Here is a 22,790-nt window from a genome sequence, read left to right as displayed (position 1 = left end):
TCGCCTTTGAAGCCGCTGTGTTGTTGGCTGCGGGTGCTCGCCCTCATGGTATGTCTATGCTCATCGCTCTCACCCCCTGCCGCCTAGCGGTAACTTGAAGGACTGTGGGTATATTTAAAGACGCATTGGCATCACAATATAGGTGGTGATTTGATTTTCAATATTTTCAATTTGTACACTAGAAACCGAGTCAATCAGTAGCAGCTTGACTTTGTCGCATTTAAGCGCATTAAGGACATCCAGCAGATAACCTACATTGAAACTGATTTCAATATCCTCGCCCTGATAGTCGACATCGAGGGTTTCTTCTGCCTCTTCTTGCTCTGGATTATTTGCGGTAATTTTAAGTTTACCCGCGCTAATATGCAGCCGGACACCCCGGAATTTTGCATTGGATAAAATCGCCGCCCGTGAAAAGGCTTGTTTAAGTTGCTCACAGCTTGCAATAACTATTTTTGACGGATTTTTAGGAAAGACACGTTTATAGTCAGGGAAACGGCCATCAACTAATTTTGAGGTAAAAATAAAGCCATTGAGATGAACACGGATATTATTGCTGCCAATTTGTAGACACAACCTATCCTCGCCACCACTGAGTAAGCGCGCTAATTCGATGACAGCTTTACGTGGTACTATCACCGAATATTTTTTCAACTCTTGCGCGGTGTCTTTTTGAATTACAGAGGTTGAACAGACTGCCAAACGATGACCATCAGTGGTGATCGCACATAATTTTTCACCTTCAACTTCGAATAACATTCCATTGAGATAGTAGCGTACATCTTGATGCGCCATAGCAAATTGAGTTGAATCGATCAAACACTTTAAGGCTGCCGGTGAAACAGTTAATTCGACTTCTTTTTCTTTTTTCAAATCGGCCAGATTAGGAAAATCGCTAGCGGACAGTATGGAAAGCGAAAAACGGCTATGACCTGAACGTATTGATAAACGTTTAGTTTCTAGTGTCACGGTGATTTCAGCGTCTTCCGGCAAACCTCGACAAATATCGAAAAACTTGCGGGCGGGTACCGTAGTGGATCCAGTTTCAGTTTTATGAGACTGAGACAAAGCAATTGTTGCCACCATCTCAATTTCTAGGTCAGTACCGGTCAAGGTCAGTGTGTTGTCGCTAACTTGTAGCAGTAAATTAGCCAGAATCGGCAAGGCTGTACGTGCACTGAGCGGACCACTGACCTGTTGTAAGGGTTTGAGCAAATGTTCACGTTTAATAGTAAATTTCATGGCGCTTAGGCGGATAAGGTTCTAATTAGATTTAAGAAATCTTCTTTAAAATGGTGATTTTCTTCACGCAATTGTTCAATTTTTCGACAGGCATGCAACACCGTGGTATGGTCACGACCTCCAAATGCATTACCAATTTCAGGCAGACTATGGTTGGTTAATTCTTTGGCCATGGCCATGGCCATTTGACGCGGTCGTGCTACTGAACGAGAACGCCGTTTGGAAAGAAGATCGGTGACTTTAACTTTATAATATTCAGCGACCGTTCTTTGAATATTATCAATGGTAACAAGCTTTTCTTGCAATGCAAGTAAATCACACAGTGCTTCGCGCACAAAATCAATGGTGATTGCTCGGCCGGTAAAATTGGCATTAGCAATCACGCGGTTTAAGGCCCCTTCTAGTTCACGTACGTTAGAACGTAAACGTTTTGCGATAAAAAAAGCGACTTCATTCGGCAAAACAATATCATTCTCATCTGCTTTTTTCATCAAAATAGCGACACGGGTTTCAAGCTCTGGTGGATCAATGGCGACTGTCAGACCCCAACCAAAGCGAGATTTTAGCCGATCTGCCACGCCATTGATTTCTTTTGGATAACGATCTGATGTCAAAATAATTTGCTGATTGCCTTCCAATAATGTATTAAAAGTATGAAAAAATTCTTCCTGAGAACGTTCTTTGTTGGAAAAAAATTGAATATCATCAATGAGTAAAGCATCAAGTGAACGGTAATAACGTTTAAATTCTTCAATCGCATTGTTTTGTAGTGCTTTAACCATATCCTGCACAAAGCGTTCAGAGTGCATATACACTACTTTCGCTTTAGATTTATTAGCAATAATACCGTTACCCACTGCATGCAAAAGATGCGTTTTACCTAAACCGGTACAACCATACAGAAATAAGGGGTTATATGCTTTACCAGGGTTATCAGCAACCTGACGTGCGGCTGCTCGAGCCAACTGATTAGATTTTCCTTCTACAAAATTATCAAATGAATGCTTCGTGTTGATATTTGAACGGTAATCACGCTGAGGTTGCGTAAGCGCACTATCCCAACCAAGTCGCCCAGTGACATTGTGAGTGATAGGCACGATTGGTACACCAACACTGCTTATCGCCGACGGGTTAGTCGTTTGTATTACAGGTTTGTTCCCGACTTCAAAACGCAGCAAAGGAATATTTTCCCCGCAAAAATCATTAAGTAATCCATTGATATTGTTTAAATATTTATCGCGAACCCAGTCTAAAACAAAACGATTAGGGGCGTAAAGAGCTAGTGTGTTATCACTCAGTTCCGCCTGTAATGGGCGGATCCACATACTAAATTCTGTGGCAGGTAATTCTTCCTGCAATCGGGCAAGACATTGCTGCCAAAGCGAAAGTGACACGGTAAACTCCACTCTAACAAGACCAATAAAAAGAAATAAAAAGAATAGGCTATGAATTCATCATACGACAACGACCTGCTACGTGCTGTCCAATTTGGAGTATCGAGATCACCAACAGGGCAGAAGATCATAGCGCAAACGCAGCAATATATCTTCCCCTTAACTTGCAGATTCAAGCCTTTTTGTCGACAGACGATTTGCTGACAGGCGATCATTATACCGAAGCGGCTAATTCATCACAGTTTTATACCCAAAGGCTTTCAAGTTGCTGCTAGGTGGCCAGAGTGTGAGGCCGATGAGCGTAGACATACTCTAGCTGAATCATTTTAATTTGATTCAGGCGAACACCCGCCGCCAACAACGCGGCAGCTTGAAAGGCGAAGGGGATATGCCGTAAAACCTCGGTCTTCAAGGCGAGGAAGATGTCAATTACGGGCTAAAAAAATTCTCCGGATATGTTCTTGCGATTTGAACGGGAGTCAGTATAATCGCCGTCTTCGCCCTGTTATATTAGGTAAAATTGTTATGAAACGTACCTTTCAACCATCCGTATTGAAACGTAATCGCAGTCACGGTTTCCGTGCTCGTATGGCGACAAAAAATGGCCGTCAAGTGTTGGCACGCCGTAGAGCAAAAAGCCGTGCTCGCCTGACTGTGTCTAAGTAATTAAGCTCACCGTTTAAGTGGTTAAGTTAGCATTTCCTAGGGAGTTACGTTTGTTAACTCCTGCTAGTTTTGCTTTTGTTTTTCAACAGCCAAAACAGGCTGGTACACCGCAAATTACGTTCCTTGGCCGTATGAACGAATTAGGCCACCCTCGAATAGGTTTTGCCATTGCAAAAAAGCAGATTAAACGAGCACATGAGCGTAACCGGATTAGACGTCTAACCCGCGAAAGTTTTCGTTTGCGTCAGCATCAGTTGCCATCTATGGATTTTGTGGTGTTGGCTAAAAAAGGTGCCGTTGAGCTTGATAATTTGGTACTGGCGAAAATGTTAGAAAAATTATGGCATCGCTATTGTCGTTAATACCGCTAATTTGCCATGTTCTGATCGGACTGATTAAGGGATATCAGCGCATTATTAGCCCATTTTTGGAGCCTCGCTGCCGTTTTTATCCGACCTGTTCCGATTACGCAATTGAAGCCTTGATTAAGTTTGGCCTGCTAAAAGGCAGTGGGTTAACACTGAAGCGTGTATTAAAATGCCACCCTTTGAACCCAGGTGGCACTGATCTTGTGCCGCCAAAACCCGAAGATAATTTAGAGAACACTCACGATGGCTCCGCAACGTAATCTCCTCCTCATCGCTTTGTTGTTCGTCTCTTTCATGATCTGGCAAACGTGGCAAGTGGACAATAACCCACCATCCTTTCCCCAGACTGCGCAACAGAGTACGGATATGGCTAGTATGGCAAACCAAACGGCAGCTGATACTCAAAAGCAATTGATTAGAGTACAGACTGATGTATTGTCTTTGACCATTAATATGCGTGGAGGTGATATTGAACAGGCCAATTTACTCGCCTATCCAAATGTATTAGGTTCAGATAAGCCTTTTGAACTATTAGAAACCACCCCGGCTTTTATTTATCAAGCCCAAAGCGGTTTAACCGGCAAAAATGGGCCGGATAATCCTGCTAACGGGGCTCGCCCGTTATTTACGGCCACTCAGGATCACTTTGTACTGGCTGAAAACCAAGATGAATTACGTATCCCATTAACTTTCACTAGCCAAGAAGGCGTGATATTTACTAAAACCTTTGTGCTGAAGCGTAACGATTATGCGATTGGAGTGCATTATCGGGTTAAAAATACCTTGGCTACGCCCTTGGAATTCAGTTTATTTGGTCAATTGAAACAAAGTGTTAACTTGCCTCAATACCGCGATACCGGCAGTAGTAATTTTGCGTTGCAGACTTATCGTGGAGCGGCATACTCTTCCGATGAGACTAAATATAAAAAATACAGTTTTAGTGATATTGAAGAGACTAACTTAAATACGGTAACCCAAGGTGGCTGGGTTGCGATGTTACAGCAATATTTTGCCACTGCTTGGATCCCAGCTGCTCAAGAAACTCACACTTTCTACTCCAATAAGCTCAGCAATGGCCTGGCTGCTATTGGTTTTAAGAGTATGCCAGTGGTTATCCCTCCGGGGGAACAAAAAGATTTAGCAGCGACGTTATGGATCGGTCCAGAGATCCAGGACAAGATGGCAGCAATTGCCACTCATCTCGATTTGACGGTAGATTATGGTTGGTTATGGTTTATTTCTCAGCCATTGTTTAAGTTATTGCATTTTATTCAAGGTTTTATCGGTAATTGGGGTTTTTCCATTATTGTTATTACCTTTATTGTCCGTGGCATTATGTATCCACTGACAAAGGCTCAATATACTTCGATGGCAAAAATGCGGATGCTTCAACCCAAGCTTACCGAAATGCGTGAGCGTATCGGCGACGATAAGCAACGCATGAGCCAAGAAATGATGGCGTTGTATAAAACTGAACAGGTTAATCCGTTGGGCGGTTGTTTACCGCTACTGATTCAGATGCCGATTTTTCTAGCATTGTATTATATGTTGATGAGTTCGGTTGAACTGCGCCATGCCTCCTTTGTATTGTGGATCCATGACTTATCAGCGCAAGATCCTTACTATATCTTGCCGATTCTGATGGGTGTCACCATGTATTTTATTCAGAAGATGTCACCAACCACTATCACCGATCCTATGCAGCAAAAAATCATGACGTTTATGCCTGTTATTTTTACGGTATTTTTCTTATGGTTTCCCGCTGGTTTGGTGCTGTACTACATCGTCAGTAATTTGGTGACTATCTTGCAGCAATATTTGATTTATCATGGTTTAGAGAAACGCGGCTTACATCAACGCGAAAAAAAATGACTTGAAAGGCGAAGGGTATAAAACAGAAATTTCAGTGGAGCTTTGTATGAAAGTATCCTATGTTTTTATTTTTTTATTAGGTTTTATTTTATCATCTGAGCTCATTGCACAAGAAAAGCCAACGATTTATCTCATATCAAGCTCTAGTGAATATAACGAGGAAGTGATCCCTAGCATAATTACCATGTTCGAGGAAAAAGGGCATCTTGTGGATACTCGATACCTCGATCAACAGGTTTCTGATTTCGGTTATGTTAATACGGATAAAAGCAGAGCAAAGACCCTTATTAACGCCCTGACCGACGATAATGTTAAATATTTATGGTTTGTACGCGGTGGGGCAGGGGCATTAAATTTATTACCCTATCTTTATGCTGCTGAAGATAAGATAAAAAAATCCACGCCAAAAATTATCGTCGGGTTTAGTGATGTTACTGCCATCCATTATTTTATCAATAGACAGATAAAGTGGCCTTCTGTTCATGGGGTTTTGGCTTCTTTCAATAAAAACCTGTATGTTCCCAATGAAACAAAATCAGAAATCAGTAGGAATAGTGATGTAGAGGATATTTTTTCTTTAGCGGAAAAGGAGATTAAATATCGTGATGTGATACCACTGAATAATCAGGCTAGAAAAAATATTGCGGGTAAACTTTTTGGCGGCAACCTGACTTTATTACAATCTCTCTTCTCAACAAAATACGAAACGGTAAGCGCTGACGATATTTTCATTGTTGAAGATGTTGGTGTGACCTATCGTCAACTTGACCGCTCCTTACATCAATTGCTTTATAAAAATCAATTCAAACCTAAAGGCATCATCTTTGGGCAGTTTTATTCTCTTTCTGCTACAGATGAAGAGCGGTTAATATTTAAAACAGTGATTAAAGATTTTGCAGCTAAAGCACCTTATCCTGTTTACTATTACCCGCTCTTTGGACACGGCAAAACTAATAAACCACTGATTCTTTTTAATGATGTGAAGATCAACTGCAACAAAAATGATGAATATTGTTCTTTGACGCAGAAAAAAATGGCGTTATCGAATAAATCAAAATAGTTTTAGAAGCCACGAGGATCGCATAGAACGTTATAGTGGGGAAGATGTAAAAATGTTATTGCCCTGGCTGGCAAATAAAAAGGTAGATTTTACTTATAAATGGCGTATATTAGCCTCTTCCCTGGTATTAGGCCGGAATTGGCAACCTTTCTTCAGCTCAGGCTGCAGAAAGGTTTTTTTTTAATAGACTTCTTTCCAAACCGTAGCGAGTGAGGCTAATGCAAGGCGCTTGGCGCACAGCAACCTTCGTTGCCAAACATGAGGATTGCTCGCAGCGGGCACCGCAGGATCCGCGTCACGCAGTAGGTTTGGAAAGAGGTTTAATGATGGTGTCGTTGTGTATGCAACATATAATTAACGTCTACCTTGTAACCCAGATTAAAATTATCATTGAATGGATTGTAATGTAGTCCAATGATGTGACGTTCAATTAATGATGTTGACTCTAGCCATCTTATTAGTTCCGCCGGTCGGATAAACTTTTTCGCATCATGTGTCCCTTTCGGAACCAGGCGTAAAATATATTCCGCTGCAACTTTTGCCATTAACCAAGATTTAATATTGCGATTGATGGTAGAGAAGAAAACATGTCCCCCGGGTTTAACTAATTGCGCGCAAGCATGCACCACCGATGCGGGATCAGGAACATGTTCTAGCATCTCCATGCAAGTGACTAAATCGTATTGTTCCCTGTGGGTTTTTGTATGCTCTTCGACTGTTTGCTGAATGTAATTGAGTTGTACTTTATTTTCTAAGGCGTGCAATCGTGCTACTTGTAACGGTTCGCTACCCATGTCCAGTCCAGTCACCTCTGCACCTTCTCTGGCCATACTTTCTGCGAGAATACCGCCACCACAACCAACATCTAATACTTTCTTCGCAAAAATACCTTCTGCGCGTTGTAAAATATAGTTAAGGCGCAATGGATTAATGCGGTGAAGCGATTTTAAATCACCTTGTAAATCCCACCAGTGAGACGCGATGGCTGCAAATTTAGCTATTTCTTGTTGATCAATGTTAGGTGGATTATTGGTGAGTTTGGCGTGCATAAATCAGTATCTCTTGAATTGATCGTTGAGGAAAATTATACACATGAATTACTAAGAGCCATTTGAAATCTTTTGTGTTCGTCTGAGTATCATTCAAGAAGATTTGGAACAGGCTCTTAGTGCCCCTAATGTAAAATCATTCATTAGACCTCTTCGGAAACCTACTGCGTGATACGGATCCTGCGTTGTCCGGTGCGCGCAATCCTCATGTACTTTATGTTAACGAAGGTTGCTGTGCGCCGGGTGCCTTGACTCCGCATAACGAACTACGGTTTCCAAAGAGGTCTATTAAAAACAAATAAAACATTTTCGTGTAAATGACAGACAACGCTTTCTTTCACTTAATTATCATGCAAATAATAATCAAACATCAACACAGCTAGCGACCAAGGGTATGATCGGTTAACATTTGGCATCGTTTAATGCAAATCACGGTTAAAAATATTCTCTTATGGATAAAATGGCAAAAAAAATATTGGTAACGTGCGCATTACCCTACGCTAACGGCGCTATTCATCTTGGCCACATGCTTGAACACATTCAGGCTGATATATGGGTTCGCTATCAACGAATGCGTGGCAACGAGGTTTATTTTATCTGTGCGGATGATGCACATGGCACACCTATTATGTTAAAAGCACAGCAGCTAGGGCTAAAGCCAGAGCAAATGATTGCGGAAATGAGCCAGGAGCACCAACAGGATTTTGCTGGTTTCTCCATCAGCTATGATAATTATCACTCCAGCCATAGCGAAGAAAATCTGGAACTATCAAAGTTAATTTATTGTCGTTTGAAAGAAAAAGGCTATATCAAAAAGCGTATTATTTCTCAATTGTATGATCCTGAAAAAGAAATGTTCTTATCGGATCGCTTTGTGAAAGGCAGTTGCCCAAAGTGTCAATCCCCAGACCAATATGGTGATAATTGTGAAGCCTGTGGTGCAACATACAGCCCGATAGAGTTGATGGATCCAAAATCTACACTTTCTGGCGCTGTCCCCCTGATACGTGAATCTGAACATTTTTTTTTCGATCTACCTGCTTTTAGTGACATGCTGCAAAGTTGGATCCATTCAGGAACCTTGCAAGAACAAGTTGCCAATAAAATGCAGGAATGGTTTACATCAGGTCTACAGCAGTGGGATATAACGCGCGATGCACCCTATTTTGGTTTTGAAATACCCGATGCGCCTGGTAAATATTTTTACGTTTGGTTAGATGCTCCTATCGGTTATATGAGTGCATTTAAAAATCTCTGTAGCAAACGCAGCGATCTGGATTTTAATGCATTTTGGTGTGAAGGTGCGACTACTGATTTATATCATTTTATCGGTAAAGATATTGTGTATTTTCACAGTTTATTTTGGCCAGCGATGTTAGACGGAAGTGGTTTTCGTAAACCAACTAACTTATTTGTTCACGGTTATGTCACGGTTAATGGCGCTAAAATGTCTAAATCACGAGGCACTTTTATTAAAGCTAGCACTTATCTGAACTATTTTGATCCTGATTGTCTACGTTATTATTATGCGGCTAAGTTATCTTCTCGTATTGATGATATAGATTTAAATTTAGCAGACTTCGTGCAACGGGTTAATACCGATGTCGTTAATAAATTGGTCAATTTAGCTGCCCGCAATGCGAGTTTTATTAATAAAAAATTTGCTGGCAAGTTAGCGCATCAGCTTGCTGATGCGGCGCTGTATAAAACCTTTACTGATGCAGCTGTTACTATTGCACAAGCCTATGATAACCGTGAAAACGGTAAAGCTATCCGCGAAATTATGGCGTTGGCTGATTTAGCTAATCGTTATGTAGACGAACAGGCTCCCTGGGTGGTGGCAAAAGACGCGAGTCGCACCACAGATTTGCAAATGATTTGTTCTATGGGAATCAACTTATTTCGAGTACTGATGATCTACCTCAAACCTGTTATGCCAAGCTTAAGTACTCGCAGCCAAGCTTTTCTAAACAGTGAATTGGATTGGGATAAGCTTGCTTTCCCCTTGTTGAACCATCAAATAAATAAATTTAACGCCCTGTTTAACCGTATTGATTTAGATAAAGTTAACCAAATGGTCAATTCATCGAAAGAAAATCTTGAGAGTAAAACCGATGGAACTTGAATGCGAAAGTAAACGCCCACTTTATATTCCTTACACCGGCTCGATACTGCTGGAGTTTTCATTACTCAATAAGGGAAGCGCCTTTACAGAAGATGAACGTAGCCATTTTAATCTGCATGGTTTACTGCCCAAAGAAGTAGAAACAATAGAGGCTCAAACTCAGCGCGCCTATCAACAATATCAAGCGCTTAATAATGACAATGATAAACATATCTATCTACGTAGTATCCAAGACACTAACGAAACACTATTCTACCGCCTACTCGACACGCATCTTAGTGAAATGATGCCTATTATTTATACTCCTACTGTTGGTGAAGCTTGTAAAAATTTTTCGGCTATCTATCGGCGCGCACGAGGGTTATTTATCTCTTATCCTAACCGTGTTCAGATTGATGACATGTTACAAAATGCCACTAAACAAAATGTAAAAGTGATAGTGGTTACGGATGGTGAACGTATTCTTGGCTTAGGTGATCAAGGCATTGGTGGTATGGGGATCCCTATTGGTAAGCTTTCACTTTATACGGCTTGTGCCGGTATTAGTCCCGCCTATACATTGCCGGTGGTACTTGATGTTGGCACCAATAATGAAAAATTACAAAGCGATCCTCTGTATATGGGCTGGAAACATCGGCGTATTGAGGATGATAAATATGATGCTTTTGTTGATCTATTTATTCAAGCGATAAAACGTCGTTGGCCGAATGTACTCTTGCAATTTGAAGATTTTGCTCAAAAAAATGCCACCCGATTGTTAAATCGCTATCGTGATGAACTATGTTGTTTCAATGATGATATTCAAGGAACAGCGGCAGTGACACTCGGTAGTTTAATTGCCGCTAGTCGGGCGGCGGGCTGTCAGCTACGTGATCAAACCGTGGCTATCCTTGGTGCCGGTTCGGCGGGTTGTGGGATCGCGGAACAAATTATCGCGCAGATGCGGTCAGAAGGATTGAGTGAAGTAGAAGCCCGTGATCGGATCTTTATGGTAGACCGCTCTGGTTTAATGACTGATAAATCATCTCACTTACTCGATTTTCAAAGTAAATTGCAACAAAGCAGTGATAAGTTACAAAGCTGGGGCTTACCGGTTGATAAGATTTCCTTATTAGATGTGATACGTCATGCTAAACCTACCGTTTTAATTGGTGTCTCTGGTCAGCCAGGGCTGTTTGATGAAGAACTTATCCGCGCCATGTGCCATGATTGTAAACGTCCTATTATCATGCCATTATCCAACCCGACGTCAAAAGTTGAAGCGCTGCCAGAGAATATTATTACTTGGACAGAAGGCAGAGCAATTGTCGCGACTGGGAGTCCATTTCCACCAGTAAGCTACAAAGGACAACTTTACCCTATTGCCCAATGTAATAATTCTTATATTTTCCCCGGAATTGGTTTAGGTGTATTAGCATCAAACGCCCGTAAAGTCACTGATGGTATGTTGATGGCGGCAAGTCTTGCCCTGGCGGATCTTTCGCCATTGGCCATTGATGGGAAAGGTGCCTTATTGCCTGATATAAATGATATCCAAAAGGTATCAAAAGAGATTGCTATGCGGGTAGGTAAAAAAGCACAAGCAGAAGGGGTGGCAATAATGGTATCCGAGCAAGCTTTAGCTGAATCTATCAAAAGTAATTATTGGCGGCCACAATATCGTATGTATAAAAGAACCTCCTTTTGATCTTAGCGCCTGTTCGAAATCTTTTGCGCTCGCTGATACTTCGTCAAAAACGAGCTCAAAATGCTCATTTACGCTCTTCATTAAGTACAAAAAGGAACTACGCTTTTTCGCCCATTTTTTCCTTGTCTTAGCGTCGCTCAAGAAGATTTGGAATAGGCTCTTAGGCTGTCCACTGAAATAGAAGCCCGACACTGTGATCAGTATCACTCTTTAATGGAGATCCAGTGCTGGAGTGAGTCTTGCTTCATCCTGTTAGCTGCAGTAGCCTAGTGACAGATTCATTAAAGCAATGTGCGAAGGTGACATAATGTTAAAGCGTATAATAATTAGCTTATTAGTCATTTTCGGGTTTTTTATAATAATGGTGATAGCCATTGATCGTTGGGTGAGTTGGAAAACGACGCTTTATATCTATGAAGAAGTTCAATTATTACCACATCGAGAGGTTGGTGTGGTTTTAGGCACCGCAAAATATTATCGCAGGGGGGTAATTAATCAATTTTATCGCTACCGTATGCAGGGCGCACTTAATGCCTATAACAGCGGAAAAATAAGCTATTTATTACTGAGTGGTGATAACGCGCAGCGCAATTACAACGAACCGAAAACGATGCGCCGTGACTTGATCACTGCCGGTGTTGCTCCAGCTGACATCGTATTGGACTACGCCGGATTTCGTACCCTAGACTCTATTGTGCGGACACATAAAGTCTTCGCTACCAATGATTTTACTATTATTACTCAACGCTTTCATTGTGAACGGGCATTATTTATTGCGTTTTATATGGGTTTACAAGCGCAATGTTATGCTATCCCATCGCCTAAAAATATGTTTTTAGTTCGCATACGTGAAGTTTTTGCACGCTTTAGCACCTTTGTTGATCTCTACATTTTTAAACGTGAACCGCGCTTTCTTGGCCCAAAGATCCAAATTCCCGCGGTAATTATTCCCAGTGATACAGGATATCCTGAACTGAGTGAATTAGGGCGGGAAAGAGGCATAGAGAAAAGAAAAAATCATTAATTTGAATACGTTGAACGCAATCCTACTTCTTTAGGGGCGGTTCAAGCAAACGGTGTTGTCTAATTTTACACAATCTCTTCGATGCTTTAGCAGCATTTTCAGAAGGGGGTATTTGTTGATTTTTTATATAATCTCGTACGACATCTAAACTAGCTCCCCCGCAGGAAACAACACAGTAAAAGGGTGACCAAAAATGATTAGCCCATAGCATCTTGCGTACTCTTTCCCAATACTCTCGCCACATTATGTAAGAAGATTTGCTTTTTATTTAGAGCTAATCCAACTACCTGCGCAAAAAAAATTTTGTCGCAATGGATGGGATGCGCTCGATTTATTTGGAATGCTAAATGTGATGAGCATCGCTATTATTCGATTTATACGCGGAAATATTTTCCCCTTGGTACTTATGCTCCCGTCGATCAAAAAGCGGCGCAATTTAAATCAAAAAAATTAACCTCGTGGTTTTATCAGTATCCAGGTCAAATTATTCGTAATTCGGCAACGAATTGGTGTAATACTTATCAAAAATTCATGAAAGGTATTTGTGGGAAACCACGCCGCAAACGCAAGACCGATAAAGCCAGTATGTACCTGACGAGAGAAGTTTTTAGTTTCAATGTTGTTGGCATCGACCGCGGGGTTGTGGTACCGGCTCACAGTGACGATATCGCCTATGATTTCTCTGATGGGGCAAAGAAAAAAACAGATTAAGTATCTTCGCTACATAAAACGTTATCAACGCCAATTAGCGAAACAGGTAGAAGGCTCCGCGCAGCGCAATAAAACTAAGTTCACTCTTGCTAGAAAAAGATAGCCAATATAGCCAAATCATTTTAATTTGATTCTGTGTTGTCGTCGCTTGCCGTACTATTTGTACTGTTTGTGCTCTTCCGCCTTGAATCAAATCAGATTGCTTCGGCTATAATTACTGGGCGTGGAGCCAAACGTAAGACGGATAAGAGCAAGCTTTTATCCGCAGTTGGCAATGAAACGTCAAAAAAGACAAGATTACACGTTACTCCCGTAGCTGTTTGAGCTTAGAAGCTGGTGAGTAGTTTACTTAATCGTTATTATTAACTGCCCGTAAAAATTCTTGCCGCGTACTTTGATTAGATTTAAATAATCCACCGAGAGAAGTGGTGGTGGTTGCACTGGTTGCATCACAGATCCCTCTGGCTTTGACACAAAAATGAACCGCATCAATCGATACAGCTATATTTTCCGTATTAAGTAAAGTCTTTAACGCCAGAAAAATCTGTTGTGTTAGCCGCTCCTGCACTTGTGGCCGTTGAGAAAAGAAACGGACGATACGGTTAATCTTTGATAAACCAATAATACAATCTTTTGGAATGTAAGAAACGGTTGCTTTACCGTCAATGGCAACAAAATGATGTTCACAGGTACTCGTCAAGGTAATATTGCGGACTGTAATCATTTCATTGATTTTCATTTTATTTTCAATGAGAGTAATTTTAGGAAAATTAGCATAATCTAACCCGGAAAAAATCTCATCAACGTACATTTTAGCTATTCGATTCGGTGTTTCAGCCAAGCTATCATCGTCTAAATTAAGGTTAAGTAACCCCATAATTTCTTTCATACGCTCTTCAATACATTTTTTACGCGTTTTAGCATCTAACACTTTACCTGATAATGGTGTTTCAAGGCCTTCCTTTTTCAGCGTATCACGGACTTTTTCTGCTTCTTTATTCATTTTTTCTGCTTTTTTATTTATTTGGCTCGTTTCTTCACTTAGCAACGGCATTATTTTTTCCCACCGTTTTTTTAAATAAAAAAACCCCGCATTGCAGGGTTTTATACATAAGAAATTGATCCAGCTTATTGTTGCTGCTGAACAACCGCTTCTTTTTCACCTTTTACTTCGATTACTACGCGCCGATCTGGAGCCAAGCACTCAATCTTCGCTGCTCTTTTCATATCGTCACCACAAGTGGAGCCTGTTACTGGGTTTGCTTCACCCATACCCCGCGCTGATATTTTATCAGCTGGGATGCCTTTAGTAATCAGATAATCCATAACACTTTGTGCGCGTCTTTCAGACAGTGCTTGATTATATGCCTCTTTACCAATACGATCAGTATAACCTAACACCAGCACACTACCATTTTTAGGATTGATGCTGCTTAACTGGCTATACAGATCATTCAGCTGTGTCAGACCTTCTGGTTTTAGCTCAGACTTGTTAAAACTAAATAAAACATCCGCGTTCAACGTGAATCTCTCAGGCACTGCAGGCACAGGCGGAATCACCGGTACCGGTGCATCTTGAAAACGATACGCCACACCCAAACTTAGCATAGCGTTATCTGGACGCGCACCAATAGTCGCTTCATCGCCGATATTATTAACCCACTGGTAGTCCAAACGTGTTACCCAATTTTGGGTAAGGGCGTATTCAAGACCCACGGCAGCTACTGGAGAAACACCTATGTCATAATCTTTAATTTTTTTGCTAGGGTCGCCGAGGTTACCTGTAGAATCAGCGCGCCAAAGCATACCACCCAGACGAGTATAAACATCCAGATCTTCTAAGACCGGGTAGCTCAGTTTAGCTGCAAGTTGAACCCCATGTGCTTTAAAAGCGCCATTCTTGACATCGCCGCTGTAATGCATGCGACCAAACCAATCGTATCCCATTTCTAAGCCAAGATATTGGTTTATCTGATAGCCTAAAAATGCACCCGCACCGACTTGGTTTTTATTAGTTGAACCATTACCCACACCTTTGTAAGCATGGTTCATAAGTGTATCATGGTACCCAGACCAACCTACTTTAGCGCCAGCGTACCAAGTTTTATCGCTAGGGACGGCTTGCGCTACTGTAGCGAAACCAGCCAGTGCCACTGCTAATGCTATAGCTGTCTTTTTCATTTTACGCCTCGTTATCATCCAAATAGGCAATGAGCCTGAAACATTATTTAAGCTCTTGATTAAAATTTTCGCCAAGATTTTTATGCTCCCGTTTATGACGTTGCCAGTGTAATTTGGCATTATAAAGCAACCCCGGCGATGTAAAGTCTACAACGTAGTAGAAAACTTACAAGTATGATGTGGTAAAGCGCCCTAAAAAAACATGAAATTATATCTAAAGTTTAATGATTATCGTCATAAATTTAACGAATAAAGCTTGTTTTATCTATGTTTTATAGATGTTTTTTGTGCCATAAGATAATAAATTGTTAAAATTTTTTATCTCGAGCTGATGCCCGCTAAAAACGTCACTGTGAAATAGACTTTTTGTGCAAACCTATTGTGCGGCAGAAAACGCTGTGTTACAGGACATTCACAATCCTAATGTACTTGCATGTGCACAGCGGTTGCTGTGTGCCGTGCGCTTTAGAGCCTGTTCGAAATCTCTTGTACTCGCTGACACTTCGTCAAAAACGAGTTCAAAATGCTCATTTACTCTATGTAAACTGCGTTTTTTTGCCCATTTTCTCCTCGTTTGAGCGTCGCTCAAAAAAATTTGCGACAGGCTCTCCGCAAATTTTTTATTTTGACAGTCGACTCGCTAATATCTGATGCTCTGTTTTAGTCTATTTAGTCAATTTTATATCACTTAACCTGTATTTAAACATACTTTTCAGTGTTGTGTTGAAGATCAAGTCAATTTTTCAAAGCGCTTCGCAGAATTATGATGTAAGTAGATGAAAACGCACTTTGTATTTGGATACCTGGTGCATATTGCGTATTTTTTATGTTAGTTGTTCCTGTAACACTTATTACAACGGAATAGTGATTTTAATTCTACTAAAGGAGCAGTTAAATGAAGCACTTATCAGAAAAAATAATCGCTCGAATTAAGACAGATTTTACCTTTCTTGCGCCTATCACCTCTCGTTCACAGTTCGGGGGATATGGTTTGCTATCTAATAATGTCATGTTTGCACTTGTCTCCGAAGGTGAGCTTTATTTAAGAGCCAACGATAATGTTGAACACCTATTTATTGAGCGTAAAATGCCCAATTTAGTTTATGCTAAACGGGGAATACCCGTTTTATTGCGTTATTATTGGGTTGATCCAGCATTATGGATGGAAGATAACGATACCTTGATTAATTTTGTTCAACTTGCCTATCAGGGTGCTGTAACTGAAGCGCTAAATAAAAAACATAAAGCAATTAGGCTAAAAGATTTACCTAATTTAAGTATTGGTATTGAACGGTTACTATGGAGAGTTGGAATTAGAAATGTTAGTGAATTGCGACTTAAAGGCGCAAAATCAAGTTATTTACAACTCCGTGCACTCAAAAGTTCATTGGGTGTTAATATGCTGCTGGCACTGGCTGGAGCCATTAATGGTTATCATCATGCGGTATTACCCAAAATTCTCCGCCATGAATTACTTGAGTGGTTTGAGGGGATAAAGGAGCCGATAAGTGGCACTCATTAATCAAAAATCTTGAGTAGAAGATTTTAGATTAGTAGTGATGATTTCCTATACATCCTCATATTCATAATTTATTATTTAGCAAAATTCGCCGTAAACCCTCGCTGAATACGGGCGGGGATATAAAGTGAAAAGCCCGAGGGCTTAAGAATGGCTACATTAACGCCGCGCTGAATATCAAGCAGCAAAGCATATTTGATTACAGGCGGCGAGTCTCGTCGTTTCTGCCCATGGAGGCCTGCGTAAGAGCCTATTCGAAATCTTCTTTGAGCTGTGCTCAGACAAGGAAAAAACGAGCGAAAAAGCGCAGTTGTCTTTTTTGTACAAAACAAGAGAGTAAATGAGCATTTTGAGCTCGTTTTTGACGAAGTATCAGCGAGCACAAGAGATTTTGAATAGGCTCTAAACTTGTCATGCACAAGTGGCGGCCTTTGAAGTGAGAAGCCTCTCCCAATAGTGCGGGGAGCAGTCACCTAAAAGGATGGTTTATGATTTCCCTAGAAAATGTATCTAAGTGGTATGACAGTTTTCAAGTTTTAATAAACTGCTCTACTGAAGTAAAAAAGGGTGAAGTAGTAGTAGTTTGTGGCCCTTCAGGTTCAGGAAAATCCACTTTAATTAAGACGGTTAATGCCCTAGAGCCTATTCAAAAAGGAAATATTATCGTTAATGGTATTTCCATTAACGATAAAAATATCAATTTAGCACAATTACGATCTAAAATTGGCATGGTATTTCAGCACTTTGAACTATTTCCACACCTCTCTATTATTCAAAATCTGACTCTAGCACAGATGAAAGTACTCAAACGCAATAAAACTATTTCCCGTGAGAAAGGCATGCAATTATTAGACCGCGTGGGGCTTGCTTCTCATGCAGAAAAATTTTCAGCCCAATTGTCTGGTGGTCAGCAACAACGTGTCGCTATTGCAAGGGCGTTATGTATGGATCCTATTGCAATATTATTTGATGAACCTACCTCTGCACTCGATCCGGAAATGATTAATGAAGTATTGGATGTTATGGTTGAATTAGCGGATGAAGGCATGACTATGATGGTGGTAACCCACGAAATGGGTTTTGCTCGTAAAGTCGCTGATCGAGTTATTTTTATGGATGAAGGTAAAATTATTGAAGATAGTAATAAAAATGATTTTTTCAATTATCCGAAATCTGATCGTGCTAAAGATTTTTTGGCGAAAATTATACATTAAGCATATAAGCACGCTTTTTCTAAACTTAGAGGAGCGATGAACTTTGGTATGGTTGGCATCAATCATCAGTTATTCGCTGAAGCTTGTTGCTTTGTTTTCAACAAAACGCTGGCATTGCAGAATGAATAATCACATGAGGGAAGGAAAGATAAACATCCTAATGGAATTATGATGATGTCTCTAGTATGAAAAATGAAAATCATGTGGAAGGAGTGTGGTGTTTTTTATGTCTTTAAATTGTGTTCGGTGAGCGTCTTGTTTGGAGGTGTTTGAAGAGAAGGGGATAGCTATTGGGAGATATTTTTTCGCAAAAATTTCTTTTGCTACTAAAGTTAATAATGAATTTTTTTTGAATGTGCACCGAAATGGTCTGGGTCTGGAATGATGAATTTTGTGACAATAAAGCGATTGTAAACAAAACTATAAAATGCCAGAGGGGGTATAATCCCTTGTTGAAAAGTTTTGCTACTGACACCAAAAATAGACTCGTTGCTGATGACGAGCACCAGCAGAGTTTAACATGTAATAAAACGCCTCACCGCAAAACATTTTCTTGTTTTTGTGTTTTTTTTATTGTTTTTGCTCTTCTTTCTACATTTAGCATGTGTCTAGCGTCCCCGTTCCCTACACTTGAAATTGGAATTTTATTTTCTTTGCCCCACAGGGCGCAGGAAGAGAGCCAAAAGCTTTCTGGGGAGGTGACGCGCCGGTTAACCGCTCATTTTCCAGAGGATCCAACAAAAAACATCCCTCATATTTCGCTATTCCAATTAAAAATAGAGGAACGACGGTTGCCGCAATTGATTGAAAGGCTTTCCGTTTTTCTCGAAAAAAATACATTCTTGCCAACTCTGACGATGCGCTCTTCTCTAACCGATACCCAGGAAAATATTTTTTGGATTGTTGAAAAAGTTGATGCTGAAACGAGGCTGAATGATCTTCACACAAGCATCGTAGAGATAGCGAGGGTTTATCGTTCGAGTGATCTCATGGAACAGGTCAGTAGTACACTTGGCGCACTTTCACTAGACCAACGCAAAAAAGTTGAAAATTACGGAATTTTCTGGGGGATTCCAGGCAATCTCAATCCCCATATCACTCTTTTTTACGATTCAGGAGTAGACCGAAAAGATCAAAACAAGACATTCGTTTCTATACAAGATCTCATTGGAGAAATAGCTGTCACACCAGGGTTTGTTTTTACAGCTGAAAGTCTGGCTATTGGAAAGCTTGGGCGAGCTGGTAACGTTGAGGCGATCCTGCACAGGTTTGATAGAGGAGCTTAAAATCTCATTGAAAGTGCCTGAGATTGGGATCAACAAGTGTTTCAGCTTTGAGTGCTTTTTTGTGGAAACTGTAGTGCTTTTATTTATCTGCACAGGAGAGAGCACACACATTAATATTTAACATAATACTCCCGATTTTATATTAACGCTGCTAATTGTAATACCGCCGTTGTAAATGACTTTTAAAAATCGGGTCATCACTCACAAGGATTATAATAATGTTTTTCGGGTCAAGAAAAGCGTCATTTTCCAGATAGAAATAAACTTTAATTTGATTCTCCGCTAAAATTATAAATGAGCTTAAGAGATTGATTTATTTCCAGTAATATTAATCCTATTTAAAGGGCATAATATATGAATATGTATTTAGAAAAAGATATTGATTCTGATGTTGTATCCATTGTCAAGAGTCACCTAAATGAAGATCGTGACAGTAATAAAAATTTAATTAGTAACAGTTGGATTGAAAATAAATATAATTATGCTAAGCAATTAATTAGTCGCAGTAGAATAAAATGTGAATATCGCACTAATAAAATAGTGCGTCAAATTGAAGATCACTATGATGCTGCCAGCCGATTTATTGGACGGAATGAAATTAACTATTATTACCAACACGGCCGATTAATACGTCAAACTGAATCGAGTTATGATGCTAATTATCAACCTACGGGTTACAGTTCTTCCGCTGATTTTGGCAATGGTAAAGATTTTATTAGTATTGCACATCAAGGCTATCCACTCTCAGTAGACATGATCAGCGCCTTTGATACTGAAGCAGAATTTAATTTTACTTCAGCATTAAAGGCTGGCAATGATCACTGTGTTCAGCGTAATATTTTGGCTATACTCAATGCTTATTGATTGACGGTAATAGGTTAATCTTTAAAAATAGGATGCGTTATTTTCTTGTTCAACATAGGGAATGTTACGGTATGGATATATTTTTTGCCCGCAATGATGATACTAAATTTCGATTAGTGGTTCGGCAAGATGTGAATGAAGAACATGATGATACTGATCAACTAATCAGTAATAATTGGCTGGAAAAAGAATACGATGCGCAAGGAATACTCATCATTCAAAGTAAAATAAAATGTGAATATGAACATAACAAATTAATTCATCAGATTAAATATCAACATAGTCCCCGTGGTGAATTAATGGGGCATACTGAAACCTTTCTTGAATATGATTCAACGCAAAAATTGACCTATAAAAAAGAAATGATATTCAATGCGGAAAGTCAGATAATCGGTAAAAATGAATTTTACTATAATGAACTTGGTCAGATAAATTTCAGCAAAAAATTTGAATATACTGTGGGTATGTACAGCGCGGGTAAAAAAGCCGTTTTTAAAAGCAATAGTAAGTTTAGTTACGATATTGATCACCACGTATTAGAGGAAGAAACCAGCAGCTATTCTAATGGCCGGTTAGTTGAGATGTATAACATTGAATATTATGCTAATAAAATAGTCAGTAAAAATATTAGAATTTTTAACTATCAAGGGCAGCTGTTGAGTAAAAGTCTATATAAATACAACGATAAAGGTAAATTAGTTGAAGGCATTGAATTTGAATATGATAAGGATAATAACGTTGTTGGAAAATGTAGAATGTACTATGGCAGTGATAATAATATCGCCCGAAAAAAAATGTTTAAATACAATAGCGATAACCGTGTAATAGACGCCGGAGAATTTTGCTATGATGAAAAAGCACGGTTAACTTGTTACAAAAAATCTAAATACGATGATAGTAAAATTGTCGGCAGTAGCCATGATGATTATGATACAGCTGGCCTGCTGAAACAGGCGAGTCTATCTAAATATGCTGATCGACAATACATCGGATACGATGAATCCTTTTATAAATATGACAGTGATGGTCATGTGGTTAAGGTAAGCACGTGCAGGTATGATGCGAATGGAAAATTTACCGATCGCAGTGAGATTAAATACCAATATCATGATGGTAAAACGGTGCTCCAAACTGAACAGCGTTATGATGCGAATAACCGTCTTCTCAAAAGTAGTGAATCAGATTTCGGGGATGGTGCGGCATTTACTTCCGGCGATCTTAGAACTGACGCTACCCTTGCCAATAAAAAATTAACACAAGAGATCCATAGTTGGGTTAATGTCAGCAAACAGGCTGTCTCGATCAGCGCGCCTAATCCAGCCAGGCCACTTTTACACAGTATTGTTCAAGGATATACTGGCCAACATCGCTGACGAATTACCCCTTCATATAGCCGAATCATTAGACCTCTTTGGAAACCGCAGTGAGTGATGCGAAGTCACGGCGCACAGCAACCGGAATGTACATGCAGTACATGAGGATTACGCGCACCGGGCAACGCAGGATCCATTACGTAGCAGGTTTCGAAAGAAGTCTATTCTTTTGCTAGCCACTTTAACAAGGTATGCCCATGACCCGAAGGCACCATTGTTTGGTGCAGCCAAGGTAACAAGGTTTTCATCTGCTGCTCTAGTTTCCAGGGTGGATTAATCACAATCATACCTGAAGCCGTCATGCCATGATGGTTGCTGTCTGGCTGTACTGCTAACTCAATTTGTAGCATGTGTTTGATTTTACCGTTCTGTAGTGCTCGTAGCATATGTTTGATCCGTTGACGCAACACGACGGGATACCATATTGCGTAAATACCATTGGCAAAGCGTTGGTAGCCTTCTTGAAGGTGGGTGACGACATGTTGATAGTCAGTTTTTATTTCATAAGAGGGATCGATAAAAATCAATCCTCTGCGTGAAGCAGGGGGTAACTGTGATTTAAGCTGCGTATAGCCATCGACGCGCTGCACTTTTGCCTGCTTATTGTGAGCAAATTCTTTTCGTAGCAACGGGCAATCAGTGGGATGCAACTCGGTGAGGTGAATTTTATCGCCTGCCCGTAATAAATACTGAGCAATCAGCGGTGAGCCAGGATAATAGCGTAAATTGTTATCTTTGTTGCATGCTTTTATTGCGTCGAGATAACAGCAGATTTCCTTGGGGTGATTATCTGCTTGCCAAATTTTAGCGATCCCGGCCAAATATTCCCCCGTACGTCCGGCATGTTCACTCCGTAATTGATAACGCCCGGCGCCAGCATGGGTATCTAAGTATAAAAAATTTTTTTCTTTCTCTTTTAAATGCTCAATAATCAGGCTTTGAACGCTATGTTTTAAAACATCGGCGTGGTTACCTGCGTGAAAACTGTGGCGATAGCTCAACATGGTATTTTTATACTTTCCTATTTTTATAAGGTGTGTAGTGTACACAAAATACATAAGGATGGTGAGCACCGCGTTTGCATCTTGCGGTAGGCTCTTTAGAGGTAGGATAAAAAATCACTGACTTTATTTATGATAAAAAACGATAAACAGA

At 40.2% G+C, this 22,790-nt stretch carries 20 protein-coding genes and 1 pseudogene; 14 read left to right on the top strand and 7 right to left on the bottom strand.

All coding sequences use genetic code 11. From position 1 onward, the window contains the following. Positions 1–114: 114 nt before the first annotated feature. Together dnaN and dnaA are read right to left on the bottom strand one after the other, a co-directional pair. The gene (dnaN, locus tag AACL30_RS13105; protein ID WP_339056894.1) at positions 115–1,242 is read right to left on the bottom strand and encodes a DNA polymerase III subunit beta; all 1,128 of its coding nucleotides are present in this window, start codon (positions 1,240–1,242) and stop codon (positions 115–117) included. 5 nt (positions 1,243–1,247) lie between these two features. After that, the gene (dnaA, locus tag AACL30_RS13100) at positions 1,248–2,636 is read right to left on the bottom strand and encodes a chromosomal replication initiator protein DnaA (RefSeq protein WP_039907714.1); all 1,389 of its coding nucleotides are present in this window, start codon (positions 2,634–2,636) and stop codon (positions 1,248–1,250) included. Between the two features lie 525 nt (positions 2,637–3,161). On the opposite strand from dnaA, the gene rpmH reads away from it, so the two are divergent. From rpmH to AACL30_RS13075, 5 genes are read left to right on the top strand one after another with little or no spacing between them, the layout of a single operon-like run. After that, complete coding sequence (gene rpmH, locus AACL30_RS13095; protein WP_004871828.1) at positions 3,162–3,302, top strand: 50S ribosomal protein L34; 141 nt, start codon at positions 3,162–3,164, stop codon at positions 3,300–3,302. A gap of 17 nt (positions 3,303–3,319) precedes the next feature. Continuing rightward, positions 3,320–3,664: a ribonuclease P protein component gene (gene rnpA, locus AACL30_RS13090; RefSeq protein WP_339056893.1), complete on the top strand. Its 345-nt coding sequence runs from the start codon at positions 3,320–3,322 to the stop codon at positions 3,662–3,664. After that, positions 3,643–3,930: a membrane protein insertion efficiency factor YidD gene (gene yidD / locus AACL30_RS13085; RefSeq protein ID WP_339056892.1), complete on the top strand. Its 288-nt coding sequence runs from the start codon at positions 3,643–3,645 to the stop codon at positions 3,928–3,930. Before rnpA ends, yidD begins: the two co-directional genes overlap by 22 nt. Then, entirely contained in the window at positions 3,914–5,542 is a 1,629-nt protein-coding gene (gene yidC / locus AACL30_RS13080; protein WP_339056891.1) for a membrane protein insertase YidC, read from the top strand. The genes yidD and yidC overlap by 17 nt, the downstream gene beginning before the upstream one ends. A gap of 46 nt (positions 5,543–5,588) precedes the next feature. Beyond that, entirely contained in the window at positions 5,589–6,602 is a 1,014-nt protein-coding gene (locus AACL30_RS13075) for an LD-carboxypeptidase (protein ID WP_339056890.1), read from the top strand. Positions 6,603–6,922: 320 nt separating this feature from the next. On the opposite strand, the gene ubiG is transcribed toward AACL30_RS13075, so the two are convergent. Continuing rightward, positions 6,923–7,651, bottom strand: a complete 729-nt coding sequence (ubiG, locus tag AACL30_RS13070) for a bifunctional 2-polyprenyl-6-hydroxyphenol methylase/3-demethylubiquinol 3-O-methyltransferase UbiG (protein WP_339056889.1) — start codon at positions 7,649–7,651, stop codon at positions 6,923–6,925. A 451-nt stretch (positions 7,652–8,102) separates the two neighbouring features. On the opposite strand from ubiG, the pseudogene metG reads away from it, so the two are divergent. The 3 genes and pseudogenes from metG to sanA form a co-directional block, all read left to right on the top strand. Further along, a pseudogene (gene metG, locus AACL30_RS13065) lies at positions 8,103–9,752 on the top strand (methionine--tRNA ligase); the annotation flags it as partial. A gap of 13 nt (positions 9,753–9,765) precedes the next feature. Then, positions 9,766–11,463, top strand: coding sequence for an NAD-dependent malic enzyme (locus tag AACL30_RS13060; protein ID WP_339056888.1), 1,698 nt, complete (start codon positions 9,766–9,768; stop codon positions 11,461–11,463). 307 nt (positions 11,464–11,770) lie between these two features. Further along, a complete protein-coding gene (gene sanA / locus AACL30_RS13055; protein WP_339056887.1) occupies positions 11,771–12,487 on the top strand; it encodes an outer membrane permeability protein SanA in 717 nt (238 codons plus the stop codon). Positions 12,488–12,509: 22 nt separating this feature from the next. On the opposite strand, the gene AACL30_RS13050 is transcribed toward sanA, so the two are convergent. Next, a complete protein-coding gene (locus AACL30_RS13050; RefSeq protein WP_339058480.1) occupies positions 12,510–12,755 on the bottom strand; it encodes a transposase in 246 nt (81 codons plus the stop codon). Between AACL30_RS13050 and AACL30_RS13045 the strand changes: the two genes are divergently transcribed. Then, a complete protein-coding gene (locus tag AACL30_RS13045; RefSeq protein WP_422389606.1) occupies positions 12,692–13,198 on the top strand; it encodes a helix-turn-helix domain-containing protein in 507 nt (168 codons plus the stop codon). The two genes, AACL30_RS13050 and AACL30_RS13045, sit on opposite strands and share 64 nt — an antisense overlap. 349 nt (positions 13,199–13,547) lie before the next feature. Here AACL30_RS13045 and folE read toward each other — a convergent pair whose 3' ends face one another. Further along, a complete protein-coding gene (gene folE / locus AACL30_RS13040; protein ID WP_339058479.1) occupies positions 13,548–14,201 on the bottom strand; it encodes a GTP cyclohydrolase I FolE in 654 nt (217 codons plus the stop codon). A gap of 125 nt (positions 14,202–14,326) precedes the next feature. Continuing rightward, entirely contained in the window at positions 14,327–15,379 is a 1,053-nt protein-coding gene (gene ompA / locus AACL30_RS13035; RefSeq protein ID WP_339056885.1) for a porin OmpA, read from the bottom strand. 895 nt (positions 15,380–16,274) lie between these two features. Between ompA and AACL30_RS13030 the strand changes: the two genes are divergently transcribed. The 5 genes from AACL30_RS13030 (at position 16,275) to AACL30_RS13010 (ending at position 21,635) form a co-directional block, all read left to right on the top strand. Further along, positions 16,275–16,901 carry a TfoX/Sxy family DNA transformation protein gene (locus tag AACL30_RS13030; RefSeq protein ID WP_339056884.1) on the top strand — a complete coding sequence of 209 codons (627 nt, stop codon included), beginning with the start codon at positions 16,275–16,277 and terminating at the stop codon, positions 16,899–16,901. 485 nt (positions 16,902–17,386) lie between these two features. Continuing rightward, positions 17,387–18,112: an amino acid ABC transporter ATP-binding protein gene (locus AACL30_RS13025; protein WP_339056883.1), complete on the top strand. Its 726-nt coding sequence runs from the start codon at positions 17,387–17,389 to the stop codon at positions 18,110–18,112. A gap of 452 nt (positions 18,113–18,564) precedes the next feature. After that, entirely contained in the window at positions 18,565–19,398 is an 834-nt protein-coding gene (locus AACL30_RS13020) for a hypothetical protein (protein ID WP_339056882.1), read from the top strand. Positions 19,399–19,752: 354 nt separating this feature from the next. Then, the gene (locus AACL30_RS13015) at positions 19,753–20,262 is read left to right on the top strand and encodes a hypothetical protein (protein ID WP_339056881.1); all 510 of its coding nucleotides are present in this window, start codon (positions 19,753–19,755) and stop codon (positions 20,260–20,262) included. 71 nt (positions 20,263–20,333) lie between these two features. Continuing rightward, positions 20,334–21,635 (top strand): hypothetical protein, encoded by a 1,302-nt coding sequence (locus tag AACL30_RS13010; protein WP_339056880.1) that lies wholly within the window; start codon positions 20,334–20,336, stop codon positions 21,633–21,635. 161 nt (positions 21,636–21,796) lie between these two features. Here the strand turns inward: AACL30_RS13010 and AACL30_RS13005 are convergent, their stop codons facing one another. After that, on the bottom strand, positions 21,797–22,639 hold the full coding sequence (locus AACL30_RS13005) for a 23S rRNA (adenine(2030)-N(6))-methyltransferase RlmJ (RefSeq protein WP_339056879.1): 843 nt from the start codon (positions 22,637–22,639) through the stop codon (positions 21,797–21,799). Between the last annotated feature and the right edge of the window lie 151 nt (positions 22,640–22,790).

It is taken from the genome of Candidatus Regiella endosymbiont of Tuberolachnus salignus, assembly GCF_964020115.1.
Lineage (GTDB): Bacteria > Pseudomonadota > Gammaproteobacteria > Enterobacterales > Enterobacteriaceae > Regiella > Regiella insecticola.
The sequence above is the reverse complement of the archived record's forward strand: the minus strand, read 5'-3'. Positions and strand labels throughout refer to the sequence as shown.

Excerpts from the sequence above, each read along its gene's own strand:
- AACL30_RS13030 (WP_339056884.1), top strand. The coding sequence starts at position 16,275 with ATGAAGCACTTATCAGAAAAAATAATCGCTCGAATTAAGACAGATTTT.
- AACL30_RS13025 (WP_339056883.1), top strand. The coding sequence starts at position 17,387 with ATGATTTCCCTAGAAAATGTATCTAAGTGGTATGACAGTTTTCAAGTT.
- folE (WP_339058479.1), bottom strand. The coding sequence starts at position 14,201 with ATGAATAAAGAAGCAGAAAAAGTCCGTGATACGCTGAAAAAGGAAGGC.
- dnaN (WP_339056894.1), bottom strand. The coding sequence starts at position 1,242 with ATGAAATTTACTATTAAACGTGAACATTTGCTCAAACCCTTACAACAG.
- AACL30_RS13075 (WP_339056890.1), top strand. The coding sequence starts at position 5,589 with ATGAAAGTATCCTATGTTTTTATTTTTTTATTAGGTTTTATTTTATCA.
- AACL30_RS13060 (WP_339056888.1), top strand. The coding sequence starts at position 9,766 with ATGGAACTTGAATGCGAAAGTAAACGCCCACTTTATATTCCTTACACC.
- yidC (WP_339056891.1), top strand. The coding sequence starts at position 3,914 with ATGGCTCCGCAACGTAATCTCCTCCTCATCGCTTTGTTGTTCGTCTCT.
- ompA (WP_339056885.1), bottom strand. The coding sequence starts at position 15,379 with ATGAAAAAGACAGCTATAGCATTAGCAGTGGCACTGGCTGGTTTCGCT.
- ubiG (WP_339056889.1), bottom strand. The coding sequence starts at position 7,651 with ATGCACGCCAAACTCACCAATAATCCACCTAACATTGATCAACAAGAA.
- rpmH (WP_004871828.1), top strand. The coding sequence starts at position 3,162 with ATGAAACGTACCTTTCAACCATCCGTATTGAAACGTAATCGCAGTCAC.
- AACL30_RS13005 (WP_339056879.1), bottom strand. The coding sequence starts at position 22,639 with ATGTTGAGCTATCGCCACAGTTTTCACGCAGGTAACCACGCCGATGTT.
- sanA (WP_339056887.1), top strand. The coding sequence starts at position 11,771 with ATGTTAAAGCGTATAATAATTAGCTTATTAGTCATTTTCGGGTTTTTT.
- AACL30_RS13010 (WP_339056880.1), top strand. The coding sequence starts at position 20,334 with ATGGATATATTTTTTGCCCGCAATGATGATACTAAATTTCGATTAGTG.
- AACL30_RS13015 (WP_339056881.1), top strand. The coding sequence starts at position 19,753 with ATGAATATGTATTTAGAAAAAGATATTGATTCTGATGTTGTATCCATT.
- yidD (WP_339056892.1), top strand. The coding sequence starts at position 3,643 with ATGGCATCGCTATTGTCGTTAATACCGCTAATTTGCCATGTTCTGATC.